The following is a 20,197-nucleotide window of genomic DNA, read 5'->3' on the forward strand; positions in this document are numbered from 1 at the left end:
TCGAGGCGAGTCGAACTTGGCTTCCTGGTGGCTGGAAAGAGAGCCGCCGAGAGGTTTACATAAGGCGTTTCTCCGCTCAGAGCAAACCCGGCGAAAGCCGGGGACGCAAAGCCGCGGGCCCTCGTCGAGGAACGGCAGGGCAGCCAGGTTGCCGGAGAGGCCGGATCAAGGGATCCTTCCTCCGCTTCCTGGCTTCTCGCCGGGAGGCGGTTTTCATTTGGGAGATGGAAACCGCCGGACGAGGGAGGGGGCCGGAACCGAAGCGGCCGGATCCTGCAGCGGCAAGGAGGCGGGGGAACCCGCGCAAGGAGGAAGTGAGCGGCCCATGGCGCCCGTATCGCCACTTCTGGATCAGATGCAGGCGGGCCTCAACCTGGCCTCGCTCCGCCAGAGGCTGCTGGCCCAGAACGCGGCCAACGTGGAGACCCCGGGGTATCGGCCCCTGGACGCGGTGGCGGTGCAGGACCCCGCGGCGCCGGGCGGCTTCCAGGCCATGGTCGTGGCCTCCACCCCGGTGATGCGTCCCGACGGGAGCGGCGTCGATCCGGACCAAGAGGTGGTGGCCCTGACCCAGAACGCCCTCTGGTATGAGGCGATGGCCAGCCAGGCGGCAGCCGAGCTGGCGCGCCTCCGCACCGCTGTCACCGAGGGGAGGCAGTGAGCGGTGAACCTCTGGCAGGCGATGGACATCAGCGCCTCTGGCCTGACCGCCGAGCGCTTCCGCATCGACCTCGTCGCCTCCAACCTGGCCAACGTCGAGAGCACCGCGCCGCGGCCCGGGGTTCCGCCCTTCCAGCGGCAGATGGCCTATTTCCAGGAGGCCTGGGGAAGCGACGGCCCGCAGGGCGTCGTCGTGGCCGGGGTCTACCGCGACCCGCGGCCGGGTCCTGTCGACTACCAGCCTGGCAACCCCGCTGCCGACGCCCGGGGCTACGTCCAGCTGCCCAACGTGGACCCGACCCGCGAGACCATCGACCTGATCGCCGCCTCCCGTGCCTACGAGATGAACGTGACCGCCTTCACGGTCAGCCGTGACCTCTTCCGGCAGGCGCTGGCCGTGGGTCGGGCCTGACCGGCCCGGGCGGTAGGAAGGAGGATGTCCGATGCCCACCGGGATCTCGCCCGTACAGAGCACCCCCGCCGCCCCCCTGGGCCCGGCAGGGCCGAGCGGGCCGGGTGTCCAGCCGCAAGGCGGCGCCGCCACTTCCAGCTTCGCGCAACAGCTGGCCGGGGCGCTGGACGGGGTCAACCAGCTGCAGCTGGAGGCGCAGCAGGCGGCCGCTTCGCTCCTCACCGGGGGCGCCGCTGACGTAGCCCAGGTGGTCCTCGCGAGCGAGAAGGCGACGCTGGCGCTGCAGCTGGTGGCCACCGTGCGGAACGAGGCCCTGGCAGCTTACCAGAGCGTCATGCAGACGCCGCTCTAGGGCCTGACCAGGGCTGCCGGCTTCCGACGCCGGGCACGGGTGGAGCCAGATGGGGGCGGGTCCGATCGGCATGAGTCTCTCCGTCAAGGGGCTGGGGAGCCAGCTGCGATCCTTCTGGGACCGGCTGGAGGCGCGCCAGCGCCGGTGGCTGGTCGCCGGCGCGCTGGCGGCGCTGGCGCTCGTCGCGGGCGCGGCCCTGCTGGGCCACCGGGGGCCCGCCATGGCGCCGCTCTTCTCGCACCTGCAGGCCCAGGACGCCGCCGCGATCGCGCAGCAGCTCCAGAGCCAGGGCGTGCCCTACCAGATCGCGGACCAGGGCCAGACCATCCTGGTGCCGCAGGACCAGGTGTATAAGCTCCGCCTGGACCTGGCCGCCAAAGGGCTTCCTTCCTCGGGCGTGGTCGGCCTTGAGAGCATGAACAGCCTGCCCCTGGGCGCCAGCTCCTTCCAGCAGCAGGTGGCCTATCTGCGCGCCCTGGAAGGGGAGCTGACGCGGACCATCCTCCAGATCGACGGGGTGGCCGGCGCGCGGGTGCACATCAACCTGCCCCAGCAGAGCGTCTTCGTCTCCCAGCAGCAGCCCGCCAGCGCTGCCGTCATGGTGGAGATGAAGCCCGGCCAGATGCTCGATCCCACCCAGGTGGCCGGGATCCGCCACCTGGTCGCCGCCAGCGTCCCCAACCTGAAGCCGGAGGACGTGGTGGTGGTCGACCAGTTCGGCCGGGCGCTGGATGGAAGCCCGGGCGACCAGGCTTCCTCCGAGCCGGCGCGCCTGGCCCAGGAGCGGAATTTCGAGCAACAGCTGCAGCAGTCGGTGGCCAGCCTTCTCGCGCAGATCTTCGGCCAGACCCCGGTGGCGGTCCGCGTCCGCGCCGACCTGAACATGGACCAGCAGACCATCCAGAGCGACCGGTACAGCCAGCCCCAGGGCGCCACCGGTACCGGCGGGACGACCGGCACCGGCGGCACGGGTGGCAACGCCGGCATCGTCAAGAGCGTCCACCAGCTCCAGGAACAGTTCACCGGTACCGGCGCGCCGCCCGCGGGCCTGGCGGGCACCGCCTCCAACCTGCCCCCGGGGAGCAGCGTGCCCACCTACCCCGTCGGCGGGAACGGCGGGAACAGCAGTTACCAGAAGACCGACACCACCACCGACTACCTGGTCGACCACATCCAGCAGCAGATCAAGGTGGCCCCGGGCGCGGTGCAGCGGCTCTCGGTCGCCGTGGTGGTGGGAACCAACCTGACGCCGGGGCAGCAGCAGGCGCTGCAGCAGGTGGTCCAGGCGGCGGTGGGCGCCCAGCCGGGGCGCGACACGGTCTCCGTCCTCGGCATGCCCTTCCGCTCGGCGAATGCGGGTGCGGCGCGCCCGGTACCGGCGCGGCCCTCGCTCTTCCAGCCGCCGTACGTCTACGCGCTGGCAGGCGCCCTGGTGTTGCTGCTGGCGGCCGCCGTGGCCCTGCTCCGCGCCGCCCGCGCCAGGAAGCAGGCGGAGGAGCGCCTCCAGGAGATCCAGGCGCTCCTCGCCCGCCAGCCCGAGCCTGCGGCGGCGCCCGCGCCCGTCGCCCCGCCGCCGGAGAGCGGGGAGAGGGACGGCAAGGCGGCGCTGGAGAGGGCGCGGAGGCTGGCGATGGCCGACCCGGAGACGGCGGCCAACGTGATCCGATCCTGGCTTTCGGAGAACTAGCCGGGCGGAGGGAGGTGACGAGGGTGGCGTTGCGATCGCGGCAGAAGGCGGCCATTCTCCTGCAGGCGCTGGGGCCCAAGGCCTCCCAGGGGCTCTTCCGCCACCTGAGCGACGAGGAGATCGAACAGTTGACGCTGGAGCTGGCCAACCTGGGGACGGTCCAACCCGAGACCGAGCAGAGCGTGCTCGAGGACTTCGTCACCCTGGGGGAGGCGCAGGGGTTCGTCCGCGTAGGCGGCATCTCGGCCGCGCGCCAGCTGCTGGAGCAGGTGGTCGGGCCCCAGAAGACCGCCGAGATCCTGCAGCGCCTGACGACGACGCTCCAGGTCCGCCCCTTCGACTTCATCCGGCGCGCCGATGCCGCGCAGCTCCTCAACTTCCTGGAGGGCGAGCATCCCCAGACGGTGGCGCTGGTGATGGCGTACATGTCGCCGGAACAGGCCGCCCAGGTGCTGAGCGCGCTTCCTCCCGAGATGCAGGTCGACGTGGTCCGTCGCATCGCCACCATGGGCCGCACGTCGCCCGACGTGGTCAAGGAGGTGGAGCGCGTCCTCGAGAGGAAGCTGGCCTCCCTCACCACCCAGGGTTCCACGGAGATCGCGGGCGTCCAGGCGGTGGTCCAGATGCTCAACCGCGTCGACCGCAGCACCGAGCGGAGCATTGTCGAGAACCTGGGCACCACCGACCCCGAGCTGATGGAGGAGATCCGCCAGCGCATGTTCGTCTTCGAGGACCTCGTCTTCCTGGACGATCGCTCGCTCCAGCGGGCGCTGCGGGAGGTGGACCTGAACACCGACCTGCCGCTGGCCCTGCGCGGCGCCAGCGACGAGGTGAAGGCGAAGATCCTCCGCAACCTCTCCCAGCGGGCCGGCCAGCTGCTCCAGGAGAACATGGACTACCTCGGCCCGGTCCGCCTGCGCGAGGTGGAGGAGGCCCAGCAGCGGATCGTCTCCGCCATCCGCCGTCTGGAGGACGCGGGCGAGATCGTGATCAGCCGCGGAGGGAAGGACGAGATCCTTGTCTAGGCTGCTGAAGGGCGGAGGAGCGGCGGAAGGGAGGGCGACCACCGCCCTCTGGGAGGATCTGCCCCCCGAGCGCCGGACGCCGCCGGATCCGGAGCCACCTTCCGCGGTCGCCCGGGAGGAAGAGGCGGAGCGCGCGGCCGAACTGGCCGAGGAGCGCCGGCGCGCCGCGGCGGAGGGGTACGCCGACGGTTTCCGCCGCGGCCTCGACGAGGGACGGGCAGCCGGCCTGGAGGAGGGCCGCCGGCAGGGTTACGAGGAGGGCTACCAGGCGGCGATGGGCGACGCCGCCGAACGGGCGGCCGAGCTGGCGGCGGCGGCCGAGGACGTGCTCGCCCGCGCCGAGGCGGAAGCGGAGGCGAAGCTGGAGGCGATCCCGGCCGCGGTGGCCGCGCTGGCGGTGGAGGTGGGCAGCCGCCTCCTGCGCCGGCAGCTCCGGGCCGAGCCGGAGGCGCTGGTGGAGCGGGTGCGCGGGATCCTGGCCGAGGCGGGTCCCCGCTCCCGCGCGCGCATCCTGGCCAGCCGGAGCGACCGCGCCATCCTGGAGGCCAGCCTCGAGGCGCTGGGCAGTGCCTTCCCGGGGGTGGAGCTGAGCGTCACCGAGGACGGGCAGCTGGACCCCGGCGACCTCCGGGTGGAGACCGAGGCGGGCGACTTCGACGCCACGCTTCTCCGGGAGATCGCCGCCCTGCGGCGGCGGATCGAGGAGGCGCTCCGCCATGGCTGAGGCCCGGCTGGCCAAGTTCCCGCAGGCGCCGGAGCTCCACTGGGCGGCGGCCAGCCGGGCGGTCCGGCGGAGCCGGCTCCTGGCACGCCAGGGGCGGGTCCGCCAGGTGGTGGGCCTCCTGGTGGAGGCGGAAGGTCCCCTCAGCGAGGTGGGCGAGCTCTGCCGGGTGGAGGAAGGCGGGGGGGAGGCGCTGGCGGAGGTGGTCGGCTTCCGCGAGGGACGCACGCTCCTCATGCCCCTGGGGGCGCTGCAGGGGATTCGGCCTGGCGCCCGGGTGGAGGCGCTGGGGCGGCGGCTGGAGATCGGCCTGGGCGAGGAGATGCTGGGGCGGGTGCTGGACGCGCTGGGCCAACCCATGGACGGGGGAGGCGGATGGCGGGTGGAGGAGCGCCGGCCCGTCCTGGCCGAGCCGCCGCGACCCTTCGAGCGGAGGCCCATCGATGAGCCGCTCTCGGTGGGCGTCCGCGTGATCGACGGGCTCCTCACCATCGGGCGCGGGCAGCGCGTCGGCCTCTTCGCCGGCTCGGGGGTGGGCAAGAGCACGCTCCTCGGCATGATGGCGCGCGGCACCGACGCCGACGTCAACGTCATCGCCCTGGTGGGCGAGCGGGGCCGCGAGGTGGGGGACTTCCTGGGGCGCGACCTGGGCGCCGACGGGCTGGCGCGCTCCGTGGTCGTGGTGGCCACGTCGGACCAGCCGCCCGTGGTCCGCATGAAGGCCGCCCATACGGCCACGGCCATCGCCGAGTTCTACCGGGACCGGGGGATGAACGTCCTCCTCCTGATGGACTCGGTCACCCGCTTCGCCATGGCCGCCCGGGAGGCGGGCCTGGCCACGGGCGAGCCGCCGGCCTCCAAGGGGTATCCCCCCTCGGTCTTCGCCGCGCTTCCCCTTCTGCTGGAGCGGGCGGGCAAGACGGCGAGCGGCAGCATCACCGGCTTCTACACGGTGCTGGTCGAGGGCGACGACATGAACGAGCCCATTGCCGACGCGGTCCGCGGCATCCTCGACGGCCACATCGTCCTCAGCCGGCGCCTGGCCTCGCGGGGTCACTACCCGGCCGTCGACCTGCTGGAGAGCGTCAGCCGCCTGATGCCCCAGGTCACCTCGCCGGGGCATCAGGCCCTGGCCCAGACTTACCGCCGCCTCCTCTCCGTCTACCGCGAGGCGGAGGACCTGATCCAGGTCGGCGCCTACCGGCCCGGTTCGAGCCGTGAGATCGACGACGCGCTGGCGCGCATCGACGCCATGAACGCCTTCGCCGTGCAGGGGCAGGAGAGCCGGGTGGAGATGGAGAGCACGCTCCGCCAGCTGGAGGAGCTCTTCCAGGGGGTGCCGGGATGAGCCGGTTTCGCTTCCGCCTGGAGCGGCTGCTCGATCTGCGGCGCCAGGAGCGCCGCGCCGCCGAGATGGCGCTCGGCCTGGCGCTGGCTGCGGAGAGGGAGGCGGAGGACCGGTGCCGCTTCCTGGAGTCGGCGCGCGCCGCCGCGCGGCGACGCTGGCTCCGGGAGCGGGGCGGCGCCCCGTCGGGCCTCTGGCGGCAGCGCGCCGCCTGGCTCGACGAGCTGGAACGCCTGCTGGCGGAGGCCCACATCCAGCAGGAGCAGGCTTCGGCCCGGGTGGAGCAGGCGCGCGTCCAGCTGGCCTCGGCGCGGACCGCGGAGCGGAGCCTGGAGCGGCTCCGCCGGCGGCGCTTCCTTGCCTGGCGCATCGAGGCAGACCGGCAGGAGCAGCGCGAGCTGGACGAGCTGGCTCGGCTCCGCTGGCTCCGCCAGCGACAGGAAGGGGGCGAGCCCGCATGATCGCACCCCTGGACGGGGCTTCCATCCCACCGGCTGGCAACGGCACAGACCCTGCCCCTGCGGCGGGGAGTTCGACGCCGGTGACCGGGCCGGGGCCGGGAACGGGCACGGGCACGGGGGCAGGGGCTGCCTCCTTCGCCGCCCTCCTGGGGACGGCGCTGGACCGCCGCGACGCGGCAGTGGGGCGGCCCCGCAGCGCTCCAGATGGCGACCCGGCCCAGCTCCTGGTGACCGCCCTGGCAGGCGCCCTGGCCGGGCTCCCGGGGCCGGGCCAGGTGGATCCCCCGGAGAGCCCGGCGCGGCCGGCGGCGGGAGCCGGCGCTCCCGCTGTTCCGTCGGCTGCCGACCTGCGGGCAGCCGATCCGCAGACCACCGCGGAGGCACCCGCGGTGCCTGCCGGCGAGGCGGAGTCCCCGGTCGCCGGGGCGCCGGAGCCGGCCGCCGGCGAGGCGGCCCGTGTGGAGTCCGCCCCCCTCGCCATCACCTCCCCGCAGGGCGGGATCCCCACCCCTGCGCCGCAACCCCCTGCCTCTGCGACCGGCGGAGTGGGCTTGGGGCCTGCTGCGCCTTCAGCGCCGGAACTTGCGGTGGGCGGGCAGGCCGCGGCGGTACCGATCGTCCAGCCGCAGGGCCCTGAGAAGAAGGGCGCCGGCGCCGGTGCCGGTGGGGCAGCCCGTGCCCTCCCGGAGCAGGGGGGCCAGCCGACGGCGCCCGACACGGCCACCGGTGCAGCCGAGCCGCCTGCAGACATCCCGGCGGGGGCACCTGCCGCAGCGGGGCCGGGCACTGCGCCGGGGCCGGCCGCGGCGGGCCAGGGGAGCGACTCGGCAGCCTGGGGGCGTACGCGGATGGCCGTCGGGGAGACGTCTCCGGCCGCTGCCGCCTCCGTGGCGGACGACGGCCCGGCGCCGGCCGCCCGGAAGCCGCGGTCCGGGGCGGAGACCGGCACCGCGGGTGCGGCAGCCAGCGCCGATGGCGCCAACGCGGCCACCGGCGTCGGCTGGCAGGCAGCCCCTGCGCCCTCGGTGATGGCGAACGCTTCTCCCGGGCCGGCGCAGACGGTGCCGCTCCAGACCCACCCGCACGTCGCCGGGCCGGACGGGGGGGCGGCCGGCGCTGGCATGCAGCTCCCGCCGGAGGCGGCGCAGCTGCACGTGGGCGCGCGAGAGGCGCAGGTCCACGTCAGCGGGCAGCGCGTGGGCGATCTCTCCGCGTGGCTCCGGCTGGACAGCGGCGGCCAGGTGGAGATCCGCCTGGAGACCTCGCGCCTGGCGGCCCATGACCTGCTGATGCAGGCGCTGCCCTCGCTTCAGGAAGGGCTGGGCCGGCAGGGGGTGCCTCTTGGCGGGGTGACCGTGAGCGGTTTCGGCCCGGCCGGTCACGCGCCTGACCTGGCATGGGGCGCAGGCCTTGCCGGCGGAGGAGGACCGGGCGGCGGCGCCGCCGGCGGGCCGGCCGGCCACGGGCCCGGGGCCCGCCAGCCGGACCCGGGCCTGGGCTGGCCCGGGAACGCAGCGGGTGAGTCGGGTCTGGCCCCGCCGGAGCTGCGGCGCGCCCGCTGGCGCGGGACCGGAGTCGATCTGCTGCTCTGAGGCCGGCGGCGACGCGGCTGAGGCGAGGGCGATCTCAGGAAGGAGGCGAATCGGGATGGACGTGAGCGGAGTGGGCACCACGGGTGCCGCCACGGCGACGGGCACGGCACCGGGCACCGCTGGAACGAGCTCCGCACCGGGTTCGGCAACCGCCGATCCGCTGGCCGCGGTCCAGCTGCAGCAGAGCTTTCTGCAGCTGCTCGTGGCCCAGCTCCAGTACCAGAACCCGCTCCAGCCCATGGACGGGACGCAGTGGGTGACCCAGCTGGCGCAGTTCAGCATGCTGAGCGAGCTGGAGCAGATCCGGCAGAAGCTCGACCAGATCGCAGCCGCCCAGCAGCAGGGCGGCTCGGGCACGGCGGCACAGGGGGGTAGCCAGCCATGATGCGTTCCATGTACTCGGCGGTCTCGGGGCTCCGGGCCAACCAGACGGCCATGGACGTGATCGGCAACAACATCGCCAACGTCAACACGCCGGCCTTCAAGGCCTCGCGGAGCATCTTCGCGGACATGTTCTACCAGATGCTGGCCGGCGCCGCCGCGCCGCAGGGCGGCGTGGGCGGCATCAACTCGCAGCAGGTGGGGCTGGGCGTCCGCCTGGCGAGCATCGACAAGCTGATGACGCAGGGCGCGCTCCAGTCGACCGGGGTGCCCACGGACCTGGCCATCCAGGGAGACGGATTCTTCGTACTGGGCGACGTACCCGGCAATCCCCCGACGGGCACTCCCACCAACATCACGTACACGCGGCTGGGCGACTTCAAGCTGGACTCGAACGGGTACCTCGTCGACGCCCTGACCGGCAAGTATGTGCTGGCTCTCAATGCGCAGAACGGGAACCAGATCGGAGGTCCAATCCACATTCCTCTGGGCACGCAGACCGGCCAATTCGTCGACTTCAGCATCGCAAGCGACGGAACGATCAATGGCATCACCCCCGCGGGGGTGCCGCAATTCATCGCCCAGATAGCCCTCGCAACGTTCTCCAATCCGAGCGGCTTGGACGAGCTCGGCGGTGGACAGTACCAGGGCTCTCTCAACTCCGGGGCTCCGACCTACGGGCCCGGCGGCACCGGGACGCTAGCCGGCACCGTGAGCAGCAACTCGCTCGAGATGTCCAACGTCGACCTGGCGCAGGAGTTCACCAGCATGATCACCACCCAGCGCGGCTTCGAGGCCAACGCCAAGGTGATCACCACGGCCGACCAGATGCTCCAGGTGCTCACCAACCTGAAGCAGTGATGGGCGCCGGGGCGCCGGGCCCGGGCCCGGACCCGGTCCGGATCCGGCCGCGCCGGCCGCGGAGGGGTCGGGGCCGGACCGACCCGACGAGAGGAAGGGGATGAGCCTTGATCTGGCTCACCCGCTTGAACGGTGACCGGCTGGTGATCAACGCCGATATGATCGAGACCATCGAGTCGACGCCCGACACGGTGATCACGCTCTCCAACGGCCACCGCTGGATCGTGGCGGAGACTCCGGACGAGGTGATCCGGCGCGTGGTGAGTTATCGGAGGAAGATGGCCTCCGGGCCGCGCCGGCGGGGGGTGTCCTCATGAGCGGGGACGGGCGGCTCCCGGCCTCCAGGGGCTGGGCGCTGGGGCTCCTCGTGCTCCTTCTGGTCCTGAGTTCGGGCGCCTGCGCCCTTCCGGGCCAGGGGTCGAAGCCCGCAGCCCAGTCGGCCCCGCCGGTGGCGGTGGACGTGGGGACGCTCACCACCAACCTGGCCGACGTCGACCCGCCCCGCCTGATCCAGGTGGACGTGGTGCTGGAGGTGGCCAGCCAGGCGCAGGCCGACCAGGTGAAGAGCGCCCAGCCCAGCGTACGCGACGCCATCCTCCGCGTCCTCCGCGGCAGCACGGCCAAGGAGTTGGCCGGCTCGCAGGGGATGGACGCGGTCCGGGCCCGGATCGAGAGCGAGGTGGCCAGGGCCGTCCCCAACGTGGTGGTGCGTGGCGTCTACTTCACCAATTTCGTCGTGCAGTGAGCTGGAGTGAGCCGGAGTCAGGCTTGGTGAGCGCCGGGCGGCGGTCCGCCCGGCGGGTGCAGACGGGAGGAACGGTCGGTGATCGGGACGAGCGGTCGAGGGGGTGGGGCGGGCGGCACCCTCCGGGTACGGGCCTACGACTTTCGTAGGCCGGACAAGCTCTCCAAGGACCAGCTCCGGACGCTGGCCATGATCAACGAGAACTTCGCCCGCGCGGTCACCACCTATCTCTCCACCCGGCTGCGGGGGAGCGCCCAGGCGGTGGCCGTCCTGGCGGAGATGGTCAGCTTCGAGCAGTTCCTGGGCGAGATCGTGGAGCCCGCCATCATCGGCGTCGTCGGGGCGGAGGAGTGGCGGGGCGAGGCGGTGATGAGCCTCGACCCGCAGGTCGCCTTCGGCCTCATCGACCGCCTGCTGGGCGGGGCCGGCGAGGAGAGCTATCGCGTCCGCACCATCACCGAGATCGAACAGGCGCTGCTCCTGCGGCTCTTCCGCGATCTGGTCCAGAGCTGGCAGGAAGCCTGGGAGTCGGTGACGCCGATCCACGCGTCGCTGGCCGCGCTGGAGTCGAACCCGCTCCTTGCCCAGGTGGCGCCGCCGGGCGACATGGCCGTCCGCCTCCTGGTCGGCCTTCGCCTCGGGCGGCTGGAGGGCTTCCTCCGCATCGGCCTCCCGTACACCAGCGTCGCGCCGCTCATGCCGGCGCTCTCCGCCGAGCGCTGGCTGACGCGAGAGGGCGAGAGCCTGGTTCACCGGCAGGAAGAGATGCGGAGCGTGCTCCGCCGCGTCCCGGTCGAGATGACCGCCCTGCTGGGCCACGCCCACCTGAAGCTGCGCGACTTCATCCAGCTGGAGGTGGGGGACGTGATCCTGCTCGACCAGCGGGTGGGTGCGCCGCTTCAGGTGACGGTGGCAGGACGGCCCAAGTTCGTGGCGCGTCCCGGCCAGGTGGGACACCACCTGGCGGTGGAGATCGTGGCGCGCCTTCCGGAAGAGGACGGTGAGAGCGCATGGACGACTCGCTCTTGAGCCAGGAAGAGATCGACGCCCTCAGGCGGAGCCTGGAGCAGGAGGAGAGGACGCCCGGCCTGCCCGGCGAGGCGGCGGAGGCGCTGGCCGACCTCTTCGCCCGTTCGCTGGAGGAAGCGCTGCACGACGCGGCGCCCGGGCTCCTGGACGCGGGTGCGGAGGTGGACGGGGAGGCGGCGCCGCCCAGCCAGGCCGCCTCGGCGGCCCGGGGCCGGCGGGTGAACGTGTCGGTCGGCGGCCAGGCCGGCTGGGAGGCGATCCTCTGGCTGGGGAACGGCGTGGAGCCGGCCGAGCCGCTCTTCGACGCCTGGTCGCGGAGGCTGGCGGAGGCGCTGGCGGGCGTTCTCAGCCGGAGCGTCGAGCTCCGCCCGGGCGAGGGGTGGGCGCCGGGGGGACCGCTTCCTGCCGAGCCGGTCGGTTTCGTCTTCCGCTGGCTGGGAGGCGGGCAGGGCAGGGAGGCGGGCCTGGTGGCCCCGCTGGGCAGCTTCCGGAACATCGTGGAGACGGCCACGCGGCCCGCCTCCGCCGGCGGCTCCGGCCCCGAGGAGGCTGCAGCGGCGGCCCGGCCGGTGGAGGCGCCGGCGGCACAGGTACCCGCGGTCCGGGAGCCCGCGGCCCGGGAGCCCGCGGCCGAGCCGGCGCCCCCGGCCCCGCGGAAGCAAGCCGGGACCGCGGGCGCCTCGACGTCGCATGTCTGGCAGCAGCTGGGCGCGCCCCGGACCGCCCAGGAGGCGGCGGGACTGGAGCTCCTCTACGACGTGCCCCTCGAGATCAGCGTGGAGCTGGGGCGGGCCACCAAGTCGGTGCGCGAGGTCCTGGCGCTGGGGGCGGGTTCGGTCGTGGAGCTGGACCGGGCCGCCGGCGAGCCGGTCGACATCCTGGTCAACGGCAAGCTGGTGGCGCACGGCGAGGTGGTCGTGGTCGACGACAACTTCGGCATCCGGGTGACGGACATCCTCAGCCCGGCCGACCGGCTGCGCCAGCTCGGTTAGGAGGGGCGACGGGTGTGGGCTGAGGTGCTGCGGGTCCTGCTGGGGCTGGTGACCTTTCTGGCCGTCCTCGGCCTCGCCTACTTCGTGGCCACGGGCGTCGGCCGCTATGCGACGGGCGCGGGCGGGCCGATGCGCGTGGTCGGCCAGCTGGCGCTGGGGCCGCGGCGCGGCGTGACGCTGGTCCGCCTGGGGGACGAGCTCCTCCTCCTGGGCGTGACCGACCACCAGGTGACGCTCCTGGAGCGGGTGAGCGATCCCAGGCTGCTGGAGCGGCTCGACCCGCCGGGGAAGGGTGGCCCCGAGGGGGCGCGTTTCAGGGACTTCCTGGCGGAGCGGTTGGGGAGGAGGCGGGTGGAGCCATGATCCCGTCGCTCCAGGTGACGCTCGGCGGTGCCGAGAACCCGCAGCAGGTGGCCACCACGCTCCAGATCCTCGGATGGCTCACGCTCCTGGCGCTGGCGCCGGCGGCCCTGGTGATGACCACCTCGTTCACCCGGATCGTGGTCGTCCTCTCCTTCGTCCGGAACGCGCTGGCCACCGGGCAGACGCCGCCCAACCAGGTCCTGGTGGGGTTGGCGCTCTTCCTGACCCTCTTCACCATGGCGCCGGTCTACGACCAGGTCTACCGGCAGGCCTGGGTGCCCTACCAGGCCGGACAGATCAGCCAGCAGGCCGCGCTCCAGCGGGCGGAGGCCCCGCTGCGCGCCTTCATGCTGAGGGAGACGCGGCAGTCCGACCTCGAGCTCTTCGTCTCCATGGACAGTACCGGCCCCAAGCCGAAGACGCCGCAGGAGGCGCCGCTGCGCGACCTGATCCCGGCCTTCGTCATCTCCGAGCTGAAGAGCGCCTTCGAGATGGGCTTCGTGCTCTACCTGCCCTTTCTGGTGATCGACCTGGTGGTCGCCTCCACCCTGATGTCCATGGGGATGTTCATGCTGCCGCCGATGCTGATCTCGCTTCCTTTCAAAATTTTGCTCTTTGTGCTGGTGGACGGCTGGCACCTCTTGGCCCAGTCGTTGATCGCCAGCTACCACTGAGCGCCGCGCGGGGGTGTGGCGATGACGGAGAGCGGGGCGTTGGAGGTCTTCCGCCAAGCGATCTGGTTGACCCTCTTGGTCTCGGCGCCGCTCCTGGGACTCAGCCTGGCGGTGGGCTTTGCCGTCAGCCTCTTTCAGGCGACCACCCAGATCAACGAGCAGACGCTCACCTTCGTCCCCAAGATGGTGGTCGTCCTGCTGGCGCTGGTCCTGCTGGGTCCCTGGATGCTCCGGCAGCTGGTCGACTTCGCCGGTGGCATCCTGGGCCACTTGGGCTCGTTCGTGGGCTGAGGCGTCCGGCGTGGAAGGGGTGGCTTCCGAGTGGCCGTTCTCGCTCTGGTTCGATCCCGGACGGCTGGCGCTCTTCGGGCTGGTGCTCGCCCGGGTGACGGGGATGCTGCTGGCGGCGCCGGTCTTCGGCCACGCCGCGGTGGGCTGGCGGGTCCGGCTGGGCCTGGCCATGGCGCTGGCGCTGCTGGTCAGCTTTCCCCTCGGCTCGGCCCGTGTGACGCTGTGGAGTTCGGGACTGGCCTACGCCGGGGCGCTGCTGGGCGACCTGGCCGTGGGCCTGACCATCGGGCTCCTGGCCATGACCATCCTCAGCGCCGTCCAGGTGGTGGGCGAGCTGCTCGGCGTCCAAATGGAGTTCTCGCTGGCGCAGCTGCTGGACCCCGCCTTCGCGCAACCGGTGCCGCTGGTCAGCACGCTCCTCTGGCTGCTCCTGCTCTGGCTCTGGCTTCTGGCCGACGGGCACCATGTCCTGATCGCGGCGCTGGTCCAGAGCTTCCGCCACATCCCGCCCGGCGGTCTCCACTGGACGCCGGCGTGGAGCGAGCTCTTCCTGCAGGCGGTCAGCTGGAGCTTCTACACCGCGCTGGAGCTGGCGGCCCCGCTCCTGGCGGCGCTCCTGCTGGTCAACGCCGCCTTCGGCCTGGTGGCCCGGGCGGTGCCGCAGGTGAACGTCCTCCTCTCCCAGCTCCCGGCGCTGGCGCTGGTGGGCCTCTTCCTGCTGGCGGCGCTCGTGCCCGCCTTTCCGCTGGTGCTCCAGACGCTGGCGCCCAAGGTGGAGGAGGTGCTGGCCGCCTGGCTTCGCCTGCCCTGAGGCGGTTCGACCTCCAGCTCTTCGCCGAGGAAGAGGCAGGCGACCGGACCGAGCCGCCCACGCCCCGAAAGCGCGAGCGCGCCCGCCGTGAGGGGCAGTTCCCGCGCAGCGCCGAGCTGACGGGGGCGCTCCTCCTCCTGGGCGGCACGGCCTTGCTGGTCACGGCCGGGCGGGCCGCGCAGGACCGGCTGACCAGCTTCCTCGCCGGGACCTGGGAGGGCTGGCTGGCGCGCGGTCCGCGGGTGGGCGAGCTGGGGCTGCCGGAGGCGCAGGGGCTTCTGCTCCGGGGACTGCAGGCGGGAGCGATGGCGGTGGCTCCCTTCCTGGTGGCGACGGTCGCCGTCAGCGTGGCCTCCGGCCTCGCCCAGAGCCGCTTCGCGCTGACGGGTTCGGGGCTCGTGCCCAAGCTCTCGCGGATCAACCCGCTGGCCGGCCTCCAGCGCCTCTTCTCGCTCCAGGCGCTGGTGGAGCTGCTCAAGGCGCTGCTCAAGCTGGGGCTGATCGCGGGCCTCACCTACGGCGCGGTCCGGACGGCGGTCGAGGCGGCTCCGGGTCTCCTGGGCGCGCCGCTGGCAGGGGTCCTCCAGTGGCTCTATCAGGGCGTCGCCCGGCTCTTCCTGGAGGTCGGGCTGGCCTGGCTGGTGGTGGCGGCGGGCGACTACGCCTACCAGTTCTGGTCCACCGAGAAGCGGCTGCGCATGACGCCGTACGAGCTCCAGCGCGAGCTGCGCGAGACGGAGGGCAACCCCGAGGTGAAGCGCCGCATCCGCCGCCTGCAGGCGCAGATGGCGGCGGCGCGGATGATCGAGGCGGTCCGGCGGGCGCGGGTGGTGGTGGCCAACCCCACCCACTTCGCGGTGGCGCTGGCCTACGAGCCGGAGCGGATGGAGGCGCCCCAGGTGGTCGCCCGCGGCGCCGACGAGCTGGCGCTCCGGATCCGCGCCGAGGCCTGGCGCCGGCAGGTACCCATCGTGGAGGACCCGCCGCTGGCGCGGGCGCTCTACGCCTCCACCCGCGTGGGGCAGACGATCCCCGTCCACCTCTACAAGGCGGTGGCAGAAGTGATGGCCTGGGTCTGGCAGCTGGAGCGGGGAGGGACCGCGACATGGCGTCGGCGTTGAAACGGCTGCTGGCACAGAGCGATCTGGTGACCGCCGCCGGCGTGGTGGCGGTGGTGGCCATGCTGGTCATCCCGGTACCGCCCGGGCTTCTCAGCGTTCTCCTGGCCGCCAACCTGGCCATCTCGCTGCTGGTGCTGCTGGTCGGCATGTACGACACGGAGCCGCTGGAATTCGCGGCCTTCCCCTCGCTCCTGCTGCTGACCACGCTCTTCCGCCTGGCGCTCAACGTCAGCTCGACGCGCCTGATCCTCCTCTACGGCGACGCCGGCGCGGTCATCCAGGCCTTCGGCCAGTTCGTCGCCGGGGGCAACCCGCTGGTCGGCTTCATCGTCTTCCTCATCCTGGTGATCATCCAGTTCCTGGTCATCACCCGCGGAGCCGAGCGGGTGGCGGAGGTGGCCGCCCGCTTCACGCTGGATGCCATGCCGGGCAAGCAGATGGCCATCGACGCCGACCTCAACTCCGGGCTCATCGACCAGAAGGAAGCGCGCCGCCGCCGCGAGCAGATCCAGCGGGAGGCGGACTTCTACGGGGCGATGGACGGCGCGAGCAAGTTCGTCCGCGGCGACGCCATCGCCAGCCTGATCATCCTGGCGATCAACATCGTCGGCGGACTCGCCTTGGGCATCCTGGTCAGGCACCTGCCCTGGCCGGACGCGCTCCGCCAGTACACCATCCTGACCATCGGGGACGGCCTGGTCACCCAGTTGCCGGCGCTGCTCATCTCCACTGCCACCGGTATCGTGGTCACCCGCGCCGCCAGCGACTCCGACCTCGGCCACGACGTGGTCGGCCAGCTGCTCTCCCAGCCGCGCGCGCTCTGGGTGGCGGCAGCGACGCTGGCCGTCCTCGGGCTGGTGCCCGGCCTGCCGGCGCTCCCCTTCCTGACGCTGGCGGCGGTGGTGGGCGCGATCGCCTACCTCCACACGCGCCAGGCGCGGGCGGAGCGCGAAGAGGTGGCGCCGCCCGCCGAGCCGGCGCTGGGGGTGACCCCGGACGAGGCCGCCCGCCTGCTGCCCGTCGACCCGCTGGAGGTGGAGCTGGGCTACGGCCTGCTCTCCCTCGGCGCCGAGGAAGGTGGCCAGCTGATGGAGCGGATCGCCATGCTCCGGCGGCAGATCGCCCTGGAGCTCGGCCTGGTCCTCCCGCTGGTGCGGGTCCGGGACAACCTCAGCCTGGAGCCCAACCGCTACCGGATCCTGCTCAAGGGCGAGGTGATCGGGGAGGCGGAGCTGCGCGTCGATCGCCTGCTCGCCATCCCCCGGGGCGACGGGGCGGAGGCGATCGAGGGGGAGCCGACCCGCGATCCCGCCTTCAACCTGCCCGCCCTCTGGATCCGGCCCGAGCGGCGCGCCCTGGCGGAGGCCTCCGGCTACACGGTGGTGGAGGCGGGCGCCGTGCTCGCCACCCACCTGACCGAGCTGGTCCGCGAGCACGCCTGGGAGCTGCTGACCCGCCAGGAGACGCGCCGCCTTCTGGACACGCTCCACCAGACGGCGCCGGCGCTGGTGGAGGAGACGATCCCCTCGCTCCTCACCCTGGGCGAGCTCCAGCGCGTCCTCCAGAACCTCCTGCGGGAGGGCGTCTCGATCCGGGACCTGGGCACCATCCTGGAGGCGGTGGCCGACCAGGCCGGCAGCTCCAAGGCGGTGGACGAGCTGACCGAGGCGGCCCGGCAGGCGCTGGGCCGCTCCATCACCCAGCGCCTGCTCGGACCCGACGGGCGGCTTCGCGCGATCGCGCTCGACCCCGCCACCGAGCGGCAGCTGGCCGAGTCGATCCGCGGCCAGGGCAACGGCCGCGCCCTGATCCTCGACCCCGAGCGGCTCAACCGGCTGGCACGGGCGCTGGAGACGGAGATCGGCCGGGCCGTCCAGCAGGGCGTCCAGCCGGTCCTGCTCTGCGCCGCCGGCCTCCGCTTCCACCTGCGGCGCCTGCTGGAGCGAAGCCTCCCACGCCTGCCGGTCGTCTCCTACAGCGAGCTGAGTGACGGCGTGCCGGTCGACGTGCTGGGGACGGTGAAGATCGGATGAGCGCCCCCGTTCGCATCCGCCGCTTCCGGGCCGCCGACGTGCCCACCCTCCTGGCGCAGGTCCGGCGCGAGGCCGGTGACGACGCTCTCCTCCTCGACCTCCGCCGGGAGCCGGCTCGCTGGTGGGAGCGGCTCCGCGGCCGCCGGGGCGCCATGGTGGCCACGGTGGCGCTGCCCCCGCCCCCGGGGGAGGAACCCACGGCGGAAGGCGCCCCGGCCCGGGACCAGGGGGACTGGGAGGCGCTCCGCCACCGGCTGGAGGGGAGCGGACTCCTGCCCGAACTGGCCGCGCGCCTCTCCGATCCGGAGGGGGCGGAGGGCGCCGAGCCGCCTCCGGCCGTGGTCCGGCGGCGACTCCTGGAGCTGCTGGGCCCCGCCGATCCCATCCGGGCGGGCGGCCTGCGGCGACTCGTCCTGGTCGGCCCCACCGGTGCGGGCAAGACCACCACCATCGCCAAGCTGGCCGGCCAGATGGCGCTCTACGACGGGCTGGAGGTGGGGATCGTCACCCTGGACGGCTTCCGGGCCGGCGCCTTCGAACAGCTGGACGCCTACGCCCGGGCCGCCGGCCTCACCTGCCTGCCGGCGGAGGACGAGGGGGAGCTCCAGGCCGCGCTGGACCGCCTGGCCGGGGCCGACTTGGTCCTGATCGACACCACGGGCCGGAGCCCCTCCGACCGCCGCTCGCTCCGCCGGCTGGAGGAGCTGGTCCGCGCCTGCCGGGCGGACGCGGTCCTGCTGACGCTCAGCGCCACGCTCCGGCACGAGGACCTGCTCTACGTGCTGGAGGCCTACCGCCCCATGCGGCCCGACCGCCTCCTCTTCACCAAGATGGACGAGACCCGGGCGCCGGGGACCGTGGTCAACGCCGTGGCCGCCAGCGGCCTGCGCGTCGGTTACGTGGCCTCGGGCCAGCGGGTCCCCGACGACCTGGCCGTCTTCTCGCCGGAAGCGCTGGTGCGGGAGCTGCTGGGGGTGAGCGCGTGAACGAGCAGGTCTCCACCCTGGCCATCCTGGCGCGGGAGGTGCGCGCCCGCCTCCGGCTGGGCGCCCGGCGGCCGCCGGCGCCTCGCCGCCGCCCCGGCCGGACGCTGGCCGTGGTCAGCGGCAAGGGCGGCGTGGGCAAGTCGAGCCTCGCGGTCAACATGGCGGTGGCGCTGGCGCAGGCGGGCCAGCGCGCGCTCCTGGTCGACCTGGACCTGGGCCTGGGCGGCGCGCTGGCGGTGGCCGGCGGGCGGAGCCGCCGCCACCTGGGCGACGTCCTGGCAGGAAGCGCGGAGATCGAGGAGGCCTTCTGGGTCTCGGAGGAAGGGGTCCGCTTCCTGTCGGGGGGGCCGGGGGAGGAGCTGCTCGCCTCGCTGGGCGCCGCCGAAACGAGCCGGCTCCTGTCGACGCTGGCCCGCCTGGCCGCCGCCGAGGATCTCCTGCTGCTGGACAACGGCGCCGGGCTGGGACCGCTGGTCCGGGCGGTGCTGGCCTGGGCGCCCGAACTGCTCCTGGTGGTCACCCCCGACCCGGCCTCGGTCACCGACGGCTACGCGGTGCTCAAGGCGGCGGCGCGCCTGAGCCCCCAGGTCCGGCCCTGGCTGGCCGTCAACCAGGCCTTCTCGCGGCAGGAAGCCTTCCGCGTGCGCGACGCCCTCACCTCGCTGTCGGAGGCGCGGCTCGGGATCCGGCCCCGCTTCCTGGGCTGGGTGCCGGAGGACGAGGAGATGGCCTGGAGCGTCCGCCAGGGGCAGCCGCTGGTCCGGCTGCGGCCTGCGGCGCCGGCCGCGCAGGCGCTGGCGAGGCTGGCCGTCGACTGGTGGAAGGAGGGAGACCGCCCGTGACGCCGATCCGCTACCCGCGCCTGGGCGAACGAGTGGAGATGGCCATCCGCGAATCCCAGCTCTCGGGCGGCGACCCGGACTCCGAGGGCCTCGAGGTCTTCCCCTCGGTGGTGTTGGGCGCGGAGGGGGAGGTGCTGGAGCTGGCGGCGCCGCTCCGCCACCGCCACCTCCGCTTCCCGCGGCCGGAGGCGGAGGTGGAGGTCCGCTTCGCCGCGGAGGGGCGCTTCTACGCCTCGCACGCGCGCGTGCTGGCCAACCTCCTGACGCCCCCCGAGCGGGTGCGCGTCCGCCTCGAGCCCCCCGAGCCGGTCTATCGCAGGTCGGTGGTCCGCTGGCCGCTGCACCTGCCGGTGACGGTGCTCCCGCTCTCCCCCGCGGTCCAGCAGGCGACGCGCATGGGGCTCTCCTCCGAGGGGCTGCGGGTCGTGCCCAAGCCGGAGACGGGCCCGCGCTGGCAGGGTCAGACCCTCGACGTCAGCGCGGGCGGCCTCTTCTGCCGCCTCCGCCCCTACGGGCGGGGCGAGACCGCGGAGCGGATCCCCCTGGTGACCGGCGACACCTACCGCGTCCTCCTCGACCTGCGGCCGGAGGAGAGGATGTCCGGCAGCGGGAGCGGCCGGCAGGTCGAGATGAAGGAGCTGGACGCCGCCGCACGCCTGGTCCGCGCCGCCCCGTCGGAGCAGGAGCCGGGCGCCTGGGAGGCGGCCTTCGCCTTCCTGGAGCTGAGCCCCGGCCAGGAGCAGGCGATCATGCGCAGGATCTTCGCCGACCAGCGGCGGCTCCGCCGCCAAGGCTTCATTTGAAAGAGGTGCC

At 73.5% G+C, this 20,197-nt stretch carries 24 protein-coding genes and 1 riboswitch; all 24 genes read left to right on the forward strand.

What is annotated here, in order from left to right; all coding sequences use genetic code 11:
• Nucleotides 1–70: 70 nt before the first annotated feature.
• Nucleotides 71–156: riboswitch (cyclic di-GMP riboswitch) on the forward strand.
• Nucleotides 157–325: 169 nt separating this feature from the next.
• The 24 genes from QJR14_02495 (at nt 326) to QJR14_02610 (ending at nt 20,187) form a co-directional block, all read left to right on the forward strand.
• A complete protein-coding gene (locus tag QJR14_02495; protein MDI3316491.1) occupies nt 326–661 on the forward strand; it encodes a hypothetical protein in 336 nt (111 codons plus the stop codon).
• Nucleotides 662–664: 3 nt separating this feature from the next.
• Nucleotides 665–1,072, forward strand: coding sequence for a flagellar basal body rod protein FlgC (flgC, locus tag QJR14_02500; protein ID MDI3316492.1), 408 nt, complete (start codon nt 665–667; stop codon nt 1,070–1,072).
• A 31-nt stretch (nt 1,073–1,103) separates the two neighbouring features.
• Complete coding sequence (gene fliE, locus QJR14_02505; GenBank protein MDI3316493.1) at nt 1,104–1,424, forward strand: flagellar hook-basal body complex protein FliE; 321 nt, start codon at nt 1,104–1,106, stop codon at nt 1,422–1,424.
• A 49-nt stretch (nt 1,425–1,473) separates the two neighbouring features.
• Nucleotides 1,474–3,111 carry a flagellar basal-body MS-ring/collar protein FliF gene (gene fliF / locus QJR14_02510; GenBank protein ID MDI3316494.1) on the forward strand — a complete coding sequence of 546 codons (1,638 nt, stop codon included), beginning with the start codon at nt 1,474–1,476 and terminating at the stop codon, nt 3,109–3,111.
• Nucleotides 3,112–3,134: 23 nt separating this feature from the next.
• A complete protein-coding gene (fliG, locus tag QJR14_02515; GenBank protein MDI3316495.1) occupies nt 3,135–4,136 on the forward strand; it encodes a flagellar motor switch protein FliG in 1,002 nt (333 codons plus the stop codon).
• On the forward strand, nt 4,129–4,860 hold the full coding sequence (locus QJR14_02520) for a FliH/SctL family protein (protein MDI3316496.1): 732 nt from the start codon (nt 4,129–4,131) through the stop codon (nt 4,858–4,860). The genes fliG and QJR14_02520 overlap by 8 nt, the downstream gene beginning before the upstream one ends.
• A complete protein-coding gene (locus tag QJR14_02525) occupies nt 4,853–6,205 on the forward strand; it encodes a FliI/YscN family ATPase (GenBank protein MDI3316497.1) in 1,353 nt (450 codons plus the stop codon). Before QJR14_02520 ends, QJR14_02525 begins: the two co-directional genes overlap by 8 nt.
• Nucleotides 6,202–6,663 carry a flagellar export protein FliJ gene (gene fliJ / locus QJR14_02530; protein ID MDI3316498.1) on the forward strand — a complete coding sequence of 154 codons (462 nt, stop codon included), beginning with the start codon at nt 6,202–6,204 and terminating at the stop codon, nt 6,661–6,663. Before QJR14_02525 ends, fliJ begins: the two co-directional genes overlap by 4 nt.
• 848 nt (nt 6,664–7,511) lie before the next feature.
• A complete protein-coding gene (locus QJR14_02535) occupies nt 7,512–8,255 on the forward strand; it encodes a flagellar hook-length control protein FliK (protein MDI3316499.1) in 744 nt (247 codons plus the stop codon).
• 55 nt (nt 8,256–8,310) lie between these two features.
• Nucleotides 8,311–8,640, forward strand: a complete 330-nt coding sequence (locus QJR14_02540; protein ID MDI3316500.1) for a flagellar hook capping FlgD N-terminal domain-containing protein — start codon at nt 8,311–8,313, stop codon at nt 8,638–8,640.
• A complete protein-coding gene (locus tag QJR14_02545) occupies nt 8,637–9,497 on the forward strand; it encodes a flagellar hook-basal body complex protein (GenBank protein MDI3316501.1) in 861 nt (286 codons plus the stop codon). Before QJR14_02540 ends, QJR14_02545 begins: the two co-directional genes overlap by 4 nt.
• 107 nt (nt 9,498–9,604) lie before the next feature.
• Nucleotides 9,605–9,814: a flagellar FlbD family protein gene (locus tag QJR14_02550; GenBank protein MDI3316502.1), complete on the forward strand. Its 210-nt coding sequence runs from the start codon at nt 9,605–9,607 to the stop codon at nt 9,812–9,814.
• Nucleotides 9,811–10,242 (forward strand): flagellar basal body-associated FliL family protein, encoded by a 432-nt coding sequence (locus QJR14_02555; protein ID MDI3316503.1) that lies wholly within the window; start codon nt 9,811–9,813, stop codon nt 10,240–10,242. Before QJR14_02550 ends, QJR14_02555 begins: the two co-directional genes overlap by 4 nt.
• A gap of 78 nt (nt 10,243–10,320) precedes the next feature.
• The gene (gene fliM / locus QJR14_02560; protein ID MDI3316504.1) at nt 10,321–11,271 is read left to right on the forward strand and encodes a flagellar motor switch protein FliM; all 951 of its coding nucleotides are present in this window, start codon (nt 10,321–10,323) and stop codon (nt 11,269–11,271) included.
• Complete coding sequence (gene fliN, locus QJR14_02565; GenBank protein ID MDI3316505.1) at nt 11,253–12,263, forward strand: flagellar motor switch protein FliN; 1,011 nt, start codon at nt 11,253–11,255, stop codon at nt 12,261–12,263. Before fliM ends, fliN begins: the two co-directional genes overlap by 19 nt.
• 12 nt (nt 12,264–12,275) lie before the next feature.
• On the forward strand, nt 12,276–12,626 hold the full coding sequence (fliO, locus tag QJR14_02570) for a flagellar biosynthetic protein FliO (protein ID MDI3316506.1): 351 nt from the start codon (nt 12,276–12,278) through the stop codon (nt 12,624–12,626).
• A complete protein-coding gene (fliP, locus tag QJR14_02575; GenBank protein MDI3316507.1) occupies nt 12,623–13,300 on the forward strand; it encodes a flagellar type III secretion system pore protein FliP in 678 nt (225 codons plus the stop codon). Before fliO ends, fliP begins: the two co-directional genes overlap by 4 nt.
• A 21-nt stretch (nt 13,301–13,321) precedes the next feature.
• The gene (fliQ, locus tag QJR14_02580) at nt 13,322–13,591 is read left to right on the forward strand and encodes a flagellar biosynthesis protein FliQ (protein ID MDI3316508.1); all 270 of its coding nucleotides are present in this window, start codon (nt 13,322–13,324) and stop codon (nt 13,589–13,591) included.
• 10 nt (nt 13,592–13,601) lie between these two features.
• A complete protein-coding gene (locus QJR14_02585; protein ID MDI3316509.1) occupies nt 13,602–14,402 on the forward strand; it encodes a flagellar biosynthetic protein FliR in 801 nt (266 codons plus the stop codon).
• Entirely contained in the window at nt 14,399–15,523 is a 1,125-nt protein-coding gene (locus tag QJR14_02590) for an EscU/YscU/HrcU family type III secretion system export apparatus switch protein (protein MDI3316510.1), read from the forward strand. Before QJR14_02585 ends, QJR14_02590 begins: the two co-directional genes overlap by 4 nt.
• Entirely contained in the window at nt 15,508–17,556 is a 2,049-nt protein-coding gene (gene flhA, locus QJR14_02595) for a flagellar biosynthesis protein FlhA (protein ID MDI3316511.1), read from the forward strand. The genes QJR14_02590 and flhA overlap by 16 nt, the downstream gene beginning before the upstream one ends.
• Nucleotides 17,553–18,542: a hypothetical protein gene (locus tag QJR14_02600; protein ID MDI3316512.1), complete on the forward strand. Its 990-nt coding sequence runs from the start codon at nt 17,553–17,555 to the stop codon at nt 18,540–18,542. Before flhA ends, QJR14_02600 begins: the two co-directional genes overlap by 4 nt.
• On the forward strand, nt 18,539–19,384 hold the full coding sequence (locus QJR14_02605; protein ID MDI3316513.1) for a P-loop NTPase: 846 nt from the start codon (nt 18,539–18,541) through the stop codon (nt 19,382–19,384). Before QJR14_02600 ends, QJR14_02605 begins: the two co-directional genes overlap by 4 nt.
• Complete coding sequence (locus QJR14_02610) at nt 19,381–20,187, forward strand: flagellar brake protein (protein MDI3316514.1); 807 nt, start codon at nt 19,381–19,383, stop codon at nt 20,185–20,187. The genes QJR14_02605 and QJR14_02610 overlap by 4 nt, the downstream gene beginning before the upstream one ends.
• Nucleotides 20,188–20,197 lie beyond the last annotated feature (10 nt).

It is taken from the genome of Bacillota bacterium (assembly GCA_029961055.1).
In the GTDB taxonomy this organism is placed as follows: domain Bacteria; phylum Bacillota; class Sulfobacillia; order JAIMAT01; family JAIMAT01; genus JAIMAT01.

What these genes read in the sequence shown, in the direction of transcription:
- QJR14_02535 (MDI3316499.1), top strand. Translation starts at nt 7,512, where the DNA reads ATGGCCGTCGGGGAGACGTCTCCGGCCGCTGCCGCCTCCGTGGCGGAC.
- QJR14_02600 (MDI3316512.1), top strand. Translation starts at nt 17,553, where the DNA reads ATGAGCGCCCCCGTTCGCATCCGCCGCTTCCGGGCCGCCGACGTGCCC.
- QJR14_02495 (MDI3316491.1), top strand. Translation starts at nt 326, where the DNA reads ATGGCGCCCGTATCGCCACTTCTGGATCAGATGCAGGCGGGCCTCAAC.
- flhA (MDI3316511.1), top strand. Translation starts at nt 15,508, where the DNA reads ATGGCGTCGGCGTTGAAACGGCTGCTGGCACAGAGCGATCTGGTGACC.
- QJR14_02540 (MDI3316500.1), top strand. Translation starts at nt 8,311, where the DNA reads ATGGACGTGAGCGGAGTGGGCACCACGGGTGCCGCCACGGCGACGGGC.
- fliJ (MDI3316498.1), top strand. Translation starts at nt 6,202, where the DNA reads ATGAGCCGGTTTCGCTTCCGCCTGGAGCGGCTGCTCGATCTGCGGCGC.
- QJR14_02555 (MDI3316503.1), top strand. Translation starts at nt 9,811, where the DNA reads ATGAGCGGGGACGGGCGGCTCCCGGCCTCCAGGGGCTGGGCGCTGGGG.
- QJR14_02545 (MDI3316501.1), top strand. Translation starts at nt 8,637, where the DNA reads ATGATGCGTTCCATGTACTCGGCGGTCTCGGGGCTCCGGGCCAACCAG.
- fliE (MDI3316493.1), top strand. Translation starts at nt 1,104, where the DNA reads ATGCCCACCGGGATCTCGCCCGTACAGAGCACCCCCGCCGCCCCCCTG.
- fliN (MDI3316505.1), top strand. Translation starts at nt 11,253, where the DNA reads ATGGACGACTCGCTCTTGAGCCAGGAAGAGATCGACGCCCTCAGGCGG.
- QJR14_02525 (MDI3316497.1), top strand. Translation starts at nt 4,853, where the DNA reads ATGGCTGAGGCCCGGCTGGCCAAGTTCCCGCAGGCGCCGGAGCTCCAC.
- fliP (MDI3316507.1), top strand. Translation starts at nt 12,623, where the DNA reads ATGATCCCGTCGCTCCAGGTGACGCTCGGCGGTGCCGAGAACCCGCAG.
- fliF (MDI3316494.1), top strand. Translation starts at nt 1,474, where the DNA reads ATGGGGGCGGGTCCGATCGGCATGAGTCTCTCCGTCAAGGGGCTGGGG.
- fliQ (MDI3316508.1), top strand. Translation starts at nt 13,322, where the DNA reads ATGACGGAGAGCGGGGCGTTGGAGGTCTTCCGCCAAGCGATCTGGTTG.